The following is an 11,923-nucleotide window of genomic DNA, read 5'->3' as shown; positions in this document are numbered from 1 at the left end:
TTTTAAAAGTTATATTTTTTCCTTTTCGAGGACAACAATTATTTCCGATTTACTTCCTGAATGGTTTCTTCGGACTCTTCTTTCATTTGGAATTTTGTCTTCAAAATTGCCTAGATGCCTATATCCTCCTACTTCTTCACATGCAATCTTGATAATAGTATCAATTAATGATAATTCGTATTTTTTACTATAGCTATCATCCAAGACTAGCACACACTTACCATTCTCAACCAAAACGTCCAACCATGTTCTAAAACAAATTCTCATACTATCCAAAAAGTTACTTTCACTAGGGGAAATTACATTGTCCAATTCTTTCCAATTATTTTCTCCCAATAGCCATAACCGAAGCCTATTGTCCCTACCATAATCAAGGCGTCTCATATAAGGAGGGCTGGAAATGATAGAGTTAACTTTAACAGGGGGAGTTAAGTGCTCAGAATTATTCTGAAAACAGTTTCTTGCCAATCCATAATCCAATTTAGGTAATCGTCTTATTGCACGGAGAGCTTTGCTTTGCAATCGAGGTTCTAGTGGCCTATATTTATAAAGGTCCGGAAAGTCTTTTGGGGGAAATTTCTTAGTCCTCAAATAAGGAACTGTGTGGCTGCATGGATAGGATAAGAATCCTGGTCTTTGGTGATGTAATATCCCCATTAAGCAAGAGAGAAGAAACCATTGATTTTTTGAAGTAAGTTTATCCTTCCAAACAATGATTTCATGTAAAGTTCTCTCATCAAAAAACTCTTTTACCCAATCCGGAATTTGCCTTAAATCGGTTTTTAATCCTTCCTCCTTAATCTCGTTGGATAGTTCTTCAATAGTCTCTAAAATTTTATTTTCTGTATTAAGCGGGTTCATTTTGCCCATAGTTAGAATATGCGCGTAAGGGCTTAAGTCGTTAGCTATGACTTTTCTGCCGAGAATCCAACTTTCCAAGGCAATTGTTCCACAGCCAGCAAATGGATCATAAACTGTGTCTCCATAATGTGAAAAATTTTCAACCAATCCCTTGGCCATCGAAGATTTCATTTTTCCAATATATGGTGAAAGTTGGTGTAAGGTACATTCTGTAGAAACTACGCTACTTTTCCACCCTCCCAATTTATTTTCTAATCTAATCTCAGTACTTGGCATATGGTATTTAAAATTTGCCGAAAAACATAAATTTTAAATGTACTTATAAAGTAAGATACTTGCAACTTGCATAGGTTTAACAATCCCTTCATGATAAACTTATAATCCAATTTGCCAGAAAGTCCCAAATCCTTACCCCCAACTTTTGCGCATGGATCCTATCGGGTTTTTGTAGTGTTCCGGTAGATAAGCGTGAAGCAAAAACACGATAGGGCGCAACCTACTTTTTGGATTTCAGTAGCCCATATCCTCACCTGTGCCCCTTGCTTTATCGATACCCCTCCCAAGAGCCTTTATGATCTTGACAGCCATCTGCACTTTATTGGCCGGTATACTGGGGGCCTTGACCCCCATTGTCTTAAGTAGTTTAAAAGCCATGTCCTTTTCCTTGGTGGGCAATCCCATCACCTTGGCAAAGAACTTCCCCGGTTCCTTGGCATGCGCCTTTCTCCCTACATAGGATTCCACATAGTTCCTTTTAAAGCCCGTTGTCCTGTCAAAGGTCTTCTCTGCTGCTTGGTAAAAGCTGTCCCGATCAAACCCTCTTTTGACCATTTTTCCGTTTAGTTCCACTTCGGATGCCTTGTGCTTGGCCATTGGTGAAAGTGTGTAGGTGTTCGTTACGTCCCTTCTGCTGACTATGATATGGATATGGGTCTGTGGCCCCTCCTTTTGCATTCCGGCTGCCACCAATTGTCCGTTCTGTTTGTGTGGGGCCAATCTTTCTTGCTCTTTGATTCTTTTTTCAAGCTCTTTGACATTTCCGATGGATTCGCCCCTTTCCACTTTCCGTATCTCGTTCCTCAGCCTTGCTATTTCTCCTCGATAGGGGGCATTCTCCTGAACCTGCATGTCAAAGCCCCGATAGGTTCTCTCATGCTCTATCTTGGCATAATACTTCAGGTTCTCGGCCTTAATCTCTTGGTTGCGATGGAAACTCTTGGCATAGTCCTCCATGAGTTTCCTAGTGTATTCCCTTAGCATATTGGGGTCATTGCCGATGGACTTCAGTTCCCTTTGGTTGGGACTGACCACTATGGAATAGAATTTCGGGTCTTTCTGTCTCAGTTTGGCGGTGTTGGCATCTATTTCATCGATGACCGTTTGAGGGCTTATGTTGTCGTTCTCTTGGTCAAAGAATTCCTCCCTTTGTTCGGGCAATCTGTCCTCGTTCTCTTTTTCCAGATAGTCCACATAGTTCCCTACACTGGAGTTATAGGTACTGCCCATTTTCTGTGCTGATATGGTAAGGTACATGAGCGTTATTTTAATTGGTATTTCAAACTTTCAAAATCCCCGATGCCCATATTGATCTTTAAATACGGCTTTCCCATCATGGGTTCTACCTTCTCCACATTATGGAGGATTTCATTGCAACGTTTTTTATAGCTTTCAAATTCTTTTAGTATTCTATCGTGCTCTGTTTTCGGAACGGTATTCCTAGGCTCCAAAAAGTCCTTCCGCTCTTCCTGTATTTGGATTGGCTCTCTTCTCGGTCTCCTCCCATCCTTTACATAGGCCTCGTAAAGTATCAACATCATTTCATAGGTGGGCCGGATACTGGTCTTTTCCATGTTCTTGATAATGGCGATGAGCCTATCGAATTTTTTCATAATCTTCACCTCCAACTTTTTGATACTTTCAAGAATGATCTTTGTTCCCTCACCAAAAGGGTCAAGGTTGTTCTCCTTGAAGTATTGCATCATTCCATCCAATACCTCACTATGGGATTTGTTGAACTTCTTTGAATAACTGCGAAAGCGTGTGGCCGTTTCCTTCTTTACCGTGATGTTGGAATAACCACCGCTTCCTTTCTTTGTTCTATTATTGCTTTCTTGCTTTTCCATAGGTCGATTTTGTTTTTTAGTGAAATTGGGTCAATTTTTTCGTCAAAAATCTCCAGTGTTTACAGGGCTTCCCAAAGGGTTTACTGTAGATTTCGGAAAAGTCTACAGTATACCCTGATTTTGCACAGTATTCCAAAATCATTTCAATTCACTGGTTTTCAACTTGTTGAAGACCCGAAAGCAACCGTGATGGCGCATTTTGCGCATCACCCTCTTGCTATTCCTTTTTTCACGCAAGCGTGAAAACCGAAATACTATTCTTTGAAGTAAAGGGCATCAATAAACTCAACGGTTTTTGTTCCTTTGAAGCTGTTGGTTGAACTTCTCTTCAAGAAACTCATCGGATAGGTTTGGATCGCCCATCAACCATTTGTCGATGGTATCCTTATCAAAAAATATTTGACGGATATGTTTATTATTGCTCATAGGGATGAGCTTTAAGGAAGTAAGCTTGTAAATCTTGCTTTTGGAAAGTCCTGTGTATGCGGCAAGATCTTCCACGTTCATGACCTTCTTCTGATGGCCAAGGATGGTTTTGATTTCTTTCAATAATGTCAACACATTCTGTTGTTCTTCCATAACTTCTGATTTTTGGAATTTGAGAATATGTAAACGGCCGCCTACTTTTTTGTACGGGACAAACATATATCACCTGATGCAAGTGAAAAATAGAGAAATGAAGATTGCGCTTTAATTGCCCTTTGTTTTCGGAGTTAGGATAAAATTCTATAGTACTTAGGAGAGGCCCAGGGCTTTGGTTATAGCTTTTCGGGTATCATCATAATCCCCTTCTTTGGTCTTCTGTGACCATTTTGAGTAACTTGATGCAAAAGTATTTTGGTTGATTTCGGAGCCATCGAAGGAAAATCTTTTTTGAACTAAACTGGAAAGTGAGTCTCTCGATTCTTTTCCAAGTCCTTGAATGCCCCCTTCAATAATATGGTCCAAAAACGAAAAAAGAAACCTAAGATTACCCGATTGCTTGTTCTTTGGCACTTCCCTAATGACTATCTTTTCTTTGGAAGGCAAAAGGGTTGTCAAAAGCTCTACATTTTCCATATCGGAGTCATCAAATCCAAAATATTCCTTGTCTACCTTCTTAAACGATAGTCTTACAAATGAGAAGCCTTCTACATCTGCATTCGCCATTTCTTTGGCCTTGAACCACCCAATTACTACCACAAGGACTAAGACAAAAAGCAGTACTACTAAAAGATAGCTTGCCACAACCTGTGTCCAATAAAAATTATCATGGGCAATGATAAAAAAGGTGGTCAGTGGTAATAACCCAAAAAGGATTATAATTAAGAATGAAAGCTGGTTAAGAGAAAGATGGCCCAACTTAGAATTCATCTTTTTAAACATGGACCTTTGACGATGAAACCAGATTGCCAATATGTTGCCCAATTTTTCCATGTCCCAAGATAGGAATAAAACTACTGATTCGGTGAAGTTGTACCTCCAGACCCAATATACATACTTGTAATCATTATATCTTTTTCGGACGTAATAAAAAGACTCTTAATCAGATAGGGAACTGAAAGAAAAAGATTCTTAAAATATAATAAAGACTTAAAAGCAAATGCTGAATTAGCCAATGAGGCGTAGATTTAATTTCAGGTCCAACATCCAATTATGCTTAAAGTTTAGGTTCCCACCCTGGCTCGTAATCCCTCTTCCAATGCTCCATTGCTTCTCTATCAAATGTCCTACCTGTATTCCCATCCACATTGAAACCTTTGTTAATCCTATAGGATATATTGGCATAATGTGTCAGCATTTGTGAAACAGCCCCAATCTCTATGGGTGAGGTCAAATCCTCTTCCCCCCTAATGGCATTTAAGAAATTTACTGCATGCATCGTTGACAAATCGCCTCCGCCTCCTAAAGCTGTTCCTCCTTCGTTGCCCCCAGATTTTTCCTCCTTGATCAATTTTCCTTTTTTGTCATACAGTTCATATCCGTCCCTGTCCACCATTACCGCCGCTTCGGAACCATAAATAAGGGTCCCTCGGTCTCGTCCATACTTAGAATAAGCGTTCCGGCTACTACCGTCCCATTTAATAACCTTATCATCGGCAAATTTAAAGGTTGCCTCCATGGTGTCATACATTTCCCAACCATCATCTACAAACTGGTGTTTTCCCGCCAAGACATCCACGTATTCTGGATAATTCACGTCCAATGCCCATCGGGCCATATCCAGTTCATGTGTTGCATTGTTGCCCATTTCAGCAGTTCCATAATCCCAACCGTACCAATGCCAGTTATAGTCCCAGATATCGTGTTCATATGCTTTTCTTGGGGCCGGCCCTTGGAACAGTTCCCAATCCAAGTCCTCTGGTGGTGTAGTTTGTACGGGAAGTGGCACTTCTCCCCTTCCGTTAGTATAGAAAGCTATTGCTTTATAGGCCTTCCCGATAATGCCGTTGTGGATATCGTTGATGATTTCGATACTTTGTGGAGAGGATCGTTGCTGATTCCCCATTTGGACCACCTTATCATATTTCTTTTGACACGCGACCACGATTTCATTTTCATGGGGATTATGGCTGCATGGTTTTTCCAAATAAACATGCTTCCCTGCCTCCATGGCCATACAGGCTCCGGGCGTGTGCCAATGGTCTGGCGTGGCCATAAAAATCGCATCCACATCCTTGTCCTCCAAAATCTTTCTGATGTCTTTTTCCTGTTTGGGATCATACGTTATTTGTTTGGACACATGTTGTACTGCCTTTTCCAATTGGCTGTCCCGAACATCGCATAGATAGTCCAAGCGCACATTGTTCTGCTTGGCCGCTATAGAAGGGATATAGGCCCCATAGCGCCTGCCCAAACCCTGAATGGCCACATGAATCCTATCATTTGCTCCTAAAATACTGTTGTAACTCTTGGCCGTCATGGCATTGATACTACCGGGTAGTCCCACGCCAATGGCAGCGATCGTTGTTTTCTTGATAAAGTCTCTTCGCGCTCCCATATATTTATATTTAATCCAATGGTTTTATCTTGATGTTCTTAAAGCTTACCCTGTCCCCGTGGTCTTGCAATAAGATTGGGCCGGTAGCCGCTTCTCCAAAATTGGGCCATACCTTATACTTGCTTTCGAATACCAGTTTTTTGTATTCCCCGCTCCCTCTTTCGTATTCCAAAACCTTCATACCGTTGAGCCAATGCTCCACATGATTGTCCTTGGACACGATACGGGCGGTGTTCCATTCTCCAATCGGATTGATGGGCTTATTGTGATATCAGCTTGAATCAAATCGTACAAAGATGCCACGGTACGACTACCTTCATGATTCCCCAATTTTGCATCGGGATGGACGGCATCATCCAGGATTTGGTATTCCAGTCCAATGGATGAGCCGGGTCCTTTGTTCAAATCGGTGTTTACGTAGTATTTGATGCCGCTGTTGGCTCCTTCCGTCAATTTAAAGTCCACTTTTAGTTCAAAATCGCCATATTGCTCGGTGGTCACAATATCTCCCCCAGCTGCTGATTCTTCACCTCCGGTGGATAGAACGGTGAGTACACCATCTTCCATTTCCCAGCCTTTATCCGGAAACTCATCCAAACGGGCACCGCGCCAACCTTCCGTAGTTTCGCCATCCCAAAGTAGTTTCCAACCTTCTTCTTTTTCATGTTGGGTGAGGTTGTTCTTTGTAATCACCGGTTCCAAGGACATTTCCGTAGTATATTTTTGCAGGCTATCGGTCAAAATCTTGATGTTTTTCCAAGCAATTTCGGTGCCTTCTTTTTGTTCGTCACCAATACTGTGCACTTGCAAGGCGATGAAACCGGAATCCGCCCCTTCGTCGATCAAGTACGATGCCGGAACACCATTGATCCATGTTTTTAAGGTATCGCCAATGGCTTCAATGCGATAATGGTTCCATTCATTTTGCATAAAGGCCTCTTGCGCCCTTTTGTTATTGGTCAAAGGAACCAACCATCCCCTTTTGGCCTCCTCGTAAATCCCGGCACTCCAAGCCCTGTCCGAAGGATCAATCTCAATCTGATAGCCATGTACCCTACCATTTTGGTAGTACGGAAAGCTATTGCTCCGAATCTGGATGCCAGAGTTCATGGTGGGATCCACTTTGTAATCCAACTCCAGAATAAAGTCATCATACATTTTATCCGTGGTCAAAAAGGAATTCGGGGTGTCGTGTACGGTTGAGCCCACGATCATATCCTCTTTAATGGTGTAATTGGCCTCCCCTCCTTTTTGCGTCCATCCATTAAGCGTTCCGTCGAATAAATCAATCCAAGGGGTGTCATCCTTGGGAGCATCGGTACAGGCCCATCCGAGAAGAAGGGCTACAATGCCATATTTTAAGTTTTTCATTTTATAAATCATTGGTTAATTTTTATCATTTTATATCGATTATAATCCGAACAACCTTGGGAGCCAAAGGGCCAATTCGGGGATGTAGGTAATCAGAAACAACGCCACGATCATGGCCACGAACAGCGGTAAAAGGGGCTTTATGACCTTTTCAATGGACGTCCTCGCAATGCCTACTCCAACAAAAAGCACAGAACCCACCGGAGGTGTGCACAACCCAATACAAAGGTTCAAGATCATGATGATCCCAAAATGAACCGGATCTATTCCCAATTTTGTAACAATGGGTAAAAATATGGGGGTGAATATGAGCACCGCGGGGGTGATATCCATAAAGATACCCACAAATAACAATATCAGGTTTATGATGAGCAACAGCGCTATTTTGTTATCGGTGATGGACAAAAGTCCAGAACTGATCTCTTGGGGAATATGTTCAAAGGATAATACCCAGGACATGCTCATTGAGGCCCCGATCAATAACATGACAATAGCAGTGGTTGCCGATGCATTCAAAAAGATGTTGGGAAGTTTATTGAAGGTAATTTGTTTATATATAGATCCCAAGAGCAGGCTATAGAGCACTGCAATGGCTGAAGCCTCTGTAGCCGTAAAAATACCGGCCACAATGCCCCCAATGACCAAGACCAATAGAAACAGGCTGGGAACAGCATCAATAAAGGTCTTTAAAACTTGCTTTGGAGTGCTACGCTCTCCCTTGCCATAGCCCTTTTTCTTGGCCCATAGCATAGCGACCACCATCAGTAACAGACCAGTGAGTAACCCGGGGATATATCCCGCCAAAAAAAGTGCCGCTATGGATGCACCTCCACTTGCCAAGGAATACACAATCAAAATATTGCTGGGTGGAATGACCAACCCCGTGGTTGCCGAAGTGATATTGACGGCGGCACCAAACTCTTTACTATAGCCTTCTTTTTCCATTTCAGGGCCAAGGATGCTTCCCATGGCCGATGCAGATGCCAAGGCAGAACCTGCAATGGCCCCCATGAGCATGGCAGATATCACATTGATCAAGGCAAGACCTCCTGGCAGGGCTCCCACCAAGGTCTTTGCAAAGGCAATCAAACGGTGGGCAATACCGCCTTGGTTCATCAATTCACCCGACAACACAAAGAATGGTATGGCCAGGAGGGCAAAACTGTCCAATCCCGTAGCCATACGTTGTGAAATTGTGGCAAATGCAGGTAGCATCGGCACGCTGACCAACAAGGTCAACAAGGATGAAATGGCAATACTCCAGGCCACTGGGGTTCCCATAGCCAAGAGCCCGATAAAACTGATGATCAAAACAAGGAGTGGTATGTATTCCATAATGCTCATGCTTCCAATATTTCCCATGTTTTGTTGTACATCACCAAAAGCCCACTGATCGGAATCACCATGTACACGTATGCAAGAGGTAGTCCCAAAGCCGGTGAAAGTTGTTTCAATTCATAGGTGGTAAATACCAACCAGCTGCCTCCAATGACCATTGCCGTTAGGCAAAAAAGAATGATACAGCTACAGACTATTCTTTTCAATAACTTCTGCCTTTTATCACTGGAGCGTTTGGCGAGAATATCGATGGCAACATGGCCACTTTTCCCGGATACGTAGGCCGCGCCAAGCAGTCCCAACCATATCATAAGATATCTTGCCAACTCATCGGTGAATGCGCTTGGCTGTCCCAAAACATATCTGCTGAACACTTGCCATAGCACATTCAATACCATAAGGCTCATCAACAGCACAAGGATGTGCCCCAAAACGGTATCCACTTTTTTCTTGAGTTCCATCAGTTTGCAAGGGATTTGATTTGTTGTATCATTTTGTTCATCTCAGGATCATCTTCATATGCTTTGTACATATCCTTTGTCAGCTCCTTGAAAGGTTTTTTGTCTGGGTACGAAATCTCCACACCTGCCTTTTTCACCTCCTCCAAAGCTTCCGCCTCCGACTCGGCCCATAACTCCCGTTGATGTTTCAATGATTTTTTAACCGCTTCGTCGACCCAACCTTGTTCTTCTTCGGACAATTTGTCCCAAAACTGGGTACCCACAATCAACACATCAGGAGAAAACGTATGCTCGTCCAATGAGTAGTATGGACAGACTTCATAATGTCTTGAAAGGTAAAAACTGGGGGGATTGTTCTCGGCGCCATCCACAACGCCTTGCTGGAGTGATGTATAAAGCTCTCCCCACGAAATTGGAGTCGGGGAACCGCCCAAACTCTTGACCATATCCATGGCGGTAATGCTTTCCATCACCCTAACTTTTAGACCTTTTAAGTCATCAGGGCTTTTTATGGGTTCATGTTCGGTATAAAAACTTCGGAAACCGGCATCATAATACCCAAGTCCTTTCAATCGAAACTGCTTTGCATTATCCAAAAGTGATTGACCGATGGGGCCGTCCAACACCTCAAAGGCATGTTTCCTGTTTTCAAACAGATAGGGAAGTCCCAAAATCCGAGTTTTTGGCGCGAAATTCTCCAAAGTGGCCACCGATACTTTGGTCATATCTAGGCTACCCAACTGTATCAGTTCCAAAATCTCGCGTTCGGTGCCGAGTTGTTGATTGGGATAAATTTCGATTCGCAGCTTTCCGTTTGAGAGATTGTTGAGGTCCTCGCCCATTTGCACCATGGCCCTGTGTACGGAGTGGTTCACATCCAGACCGTGGGCCAACCGGATGGTCTTTACTCCACTCTCCTGGTTACAGCCCATTGAAAAAAGCAAGGCCCACCATACAAAAATGATAGGGGTCTTCCTCATTGTCGTTCTTTCCTTATTGTTGCTATCAATTTCAGTATGTCAGCCACACTTTGCCGTAAACCTCCAAAATCCTTTTGCTCCAAAACTTCTTTGGAAATCAATTTGGAGCCCATACCGACACAGGTGACACCGGCATCAAACCACATTTTCAGGTTTGGTTCATCGATTCCCACCCCACCAGTCGGCATGATACTGGTCCAAGGTTGGGGACCCTTAATGGCCTTGACAAATCCTGGCCCATATGTGTCGCCTGGAAATAGTTTGATCACTTCACATCCCAATTCTTCCGCTCTATTGATTTCAGTCAAAGAGCCACAACCTGGGGACCATAATATTTTTCTGCGGTTACAGACCCTTGCAATGTCTTCCCGTAATGAAGGTGTAACTATAAAATTTGCTCCCATCTGCATAAAAAGACTTGCGGCACCCGCATCGGTTATCGACCCAACCCCCATGATCATTCCAGGTAGTTCTTTGACAGCATATTTGTTTAGTTCTGAAAAAACCTCAAAAGCAAAATCTCCCCTGGCCGTAAACTCCATAAGCCGTGCTCCCCCTTCATAACAAGCTTTGATTACTTTTTTGCCCAAATCAATGTCTTTATTATAGAACAAGGGTACCATTCCGGTACTGATCATTGTGTTCAGCACTTCAATTCTTGAATATTGTGCCATACTTTACTTTTTTTAGGCACCAGGACAAGGAAATTTCCCGCCCTGGCACCAATTAAAAAACTAACTGAACAACCTATTTTTTTCATCTTGCCACTCTTCCCGAGGCATCCCCTCCCATCAATTTTTCGACTTCGTCCACCGTTACAAGGTTCGCATCCCCCTTGATGGTATGCTTCAGGCAAGAGGCAGCCACGGCAAAGTCGAGTGCCTTTTGGTCGTCCCCTTCGTATTTCATCAACCCATAGATGAGGCCGCCCATGAAGCTGTCCCCTCCGCCCACACGGTCCACGATGTCCGTGATCTGGTACTGACGGGTCTCGTACATCTTCTTGCCATCGTACAGTACGCCTGCCCAAGTGTTGTGCGAGGCACTTATGGAACCCCTCAGGGTGGTGATTACCTTCTTTGCCTTGGGAAATTTTTCCATCATCTGCTTGCAGACCGATAGGAACGCCGCTGCTTCCACATGTTCCCCTTGGGTGGTGATATCAAGCCCTTCCGGCTTGATGCCAAAGTGTTTCTCCGCATCTTCCTCGTTGCCCAGTATCACATCGCAGTACGAGGTAAGCTCCGACATGATTTCTTCTCGCTTCGCATCGTTGCAGTACTTCCAGAGCTTGGCCCGGTAGTTCAGGTCCGTGGAGATGGTAATCCCCTTCTGGCTGGCCGCCTTCACGGCTTCCAGGCAGGCATCCGCAGCTCCTTGGGATATCGCGGGGGTGATCCCCGTCCAGTGGAACCATCCGGCCCCTTCGAATACCTTGTCCCAGTCCACCATGCCCGGGCCGATCTCCGCCATGGCAGAGTGTGCCCGGTCATAGACCACTTTGCTGCCGCGGCTCACTGCCCCGGTCTCCAAAAAGTAGATGCCCAAACGGTCGCCGCCATAGATAATCTTGTCCGTGCCCACTCCCCGCTTGCGCAGCTCCATCAGGGCGCATTCCCCGATGTCGTTCTTCGGAAGGCGGGTCACAAAGTCCACCGGGACCCCATAATTGGCCAGGGAGACCGCCACATTGGACTCCCCCCCTCCATAGACCACTTCAAAACTGTTGGCCTGGGAGAAGCGCAAGAAGCCTTCTGGCGAAAGGCGCAGCATGATCTCCCCGAACGTTACCACTCTTTTCAGACTGTT

At 44.1% G+C, this 11,923-nt stretch carries 11 protein-coding genes and 1 pseudogene; all 12 read right to left on the bottom strand.

Annotated elements, in window-relative coordinates; translation table 11 throughout:
• Positions 1-9: 9 nt before the first annotated feature.
• The 12 genes and pseudogenes from D2V93_RS02890 to D2V93_RS02835 all read right to left on the bottom strand — a co-directional run bounded on the left by D2V93_RS02890 (position 10) and on the right by D2V93_RS02835 (position 11,917).
• Entirely contained in the window at positions 10-1,137 is a 1,128-nt protein-coding gene (locus D2V93_RS02890) for a DNA methyltransferase (RefSeq protein WP_119618313.1), read from the bottom strand.
• Between the two features lie 234 nt (positions 1,138-1,371).
• Positions 1,372-2,394: a MobB family relaxase gene (gene mobB, locus D2V93_RS02885; RefSeq protein ID WP_119618312.1), complete on the bottom strand. Its 1,023-nt coding sequence runs from the start codon at positions 2,392-2,394 to the stop codon at positions 1,372-1,374.
• Positions 2,395-2,399: 5 nt separating this feature from the next.
• Positions 2,400-2,984: a BfmA/BtgA family mobilization protein gene (locus D2V93_RS02880; RefSeq protein WP_119618311.1), complete on the bottom strand. Its 585-nt coding sequence runs from the start codon at positions 2,982-2,984 to the stop codon at positions 2,400-2,402.
• Between the two features lie 285 nt (positions 2,985-3,269).
• A complete protein-coding gene (locus tag D2V93_RS02875; RefSeq protein WP_182849926.1) occupies positions 3,270-3,563 on the bottom strand; it encodes a helix-turn-helix transcriptional regulator in 294 nt (97 codons plus the stop codon).
• A gap of 156 nt (positions 3,564-3,719) precedes the next feature.
• Complete coding sequence (locus D2V93_RS02870; RefSeq protein WP_119618309.1) at positions 3,720-4,400, bottom strand: hypothetical protein; 681 nt, start codon at positions 4,398-4,400, stop codon at positions 3,720-3,722.
• A gap of 223 nt (positions 4,401-4,623) precedes the next feature.
• Positions 4,624-5,964 carry a Gfo/Idh/MocA family protein gene (locus D2V93_RS02865; protein WP_119618308.1) on the bottom strand — a complete coding sequence of 447 codons (1,341 nt, stop codon included), beginning with the start codon at positions 5,962-5,964 and terminating at the stop codon, positions 4,624-4,626.
• Positions 5,965-5,974: 10 nt separating this feature from the next.
• A pseudogene (locus tag D2V93_RS02860) lies at positions 5,975-7,335 on the bottom strand (3-keto-disaccharide hydrolase).
• Positions 7,336-7,374: 39 nt separating this feature from the next.
• Entirely contained in the window at positions 7,375-8,670 is a 1,296-nt protein-coding gene (locus D2V93_RS02855) for a TRAP transporter large permease (RefSeq protein WP_119618385.1), read from the bottom strand.
• A gap of 5 nt (positions 8,671-8,675) precedes the next feature.
• A complete protein-coding gene (locus D2V93_RS02850; protein ID WP_119618307.1) occupies positions 8,676-9,134 on the bottom strand; it encodes a TRAP transporter small permease in 459 nt (152 codons plus the stop codon).
• Complete coding sequence (locus D2V93_RS02845; RefSeq protein WP_119618306.1) at positions 9,134-10,114, bottom strand: TRAP transporter substrate-binding protein; 981 nt, start codon at positions 10,112-10,114, stop codon at positions 9,134-9,136. Before D2V93_RS02845 ends, D2V93_RS02850 begins: the two co-directional genes overlap by 1 nt.
• Complete coding sequence (locus D2V93_RS02840) at positions 10,111-10,788, bottom strand: bifunctional 4-hydroxy-2-oxoglutarate aldolase/2-dehydro-3-deoxy-phosphogluconate aldolase (protein ID WP_119618305.1); 678 nt, start codon at positions 10,786-10,788, stop codon at positions 10,111-10,113. Before D2V93_RS02840 ends, D2V93_RS02845 begins: the two co-directional genes overlap by 4 nt.
• 82 nt (positions 10,789-10,870) lie before the next feature.
• Positions 10,871-11,917 (bottom strand): sugar kinase, encoded by a 1,047-nt coding sequence (locus D2V93_RS02835; protein ID WP_119618384.1) that lies wholly within the window; start codon positions 11,915-11,917, stop codon positions 10,871-10,873.
• Between the last annotated feature and the right edge of the window lie 6 nt (positions 11,918-11,923).

Source organism: Flagellimonas taeanensis, from assembly GCF_003584105.1.
Lineage (GTDB): Bacteria > Bacteroidota > Bacteroidia > Flavobacteriales > Flavobacteriaceae > Flagellimonas > Flagellimonas taeanensis.
Note: the sequence above shows the minus strand (reverse complement) of the source record. Positions and strands in the feature narration are given on the sequence as shown.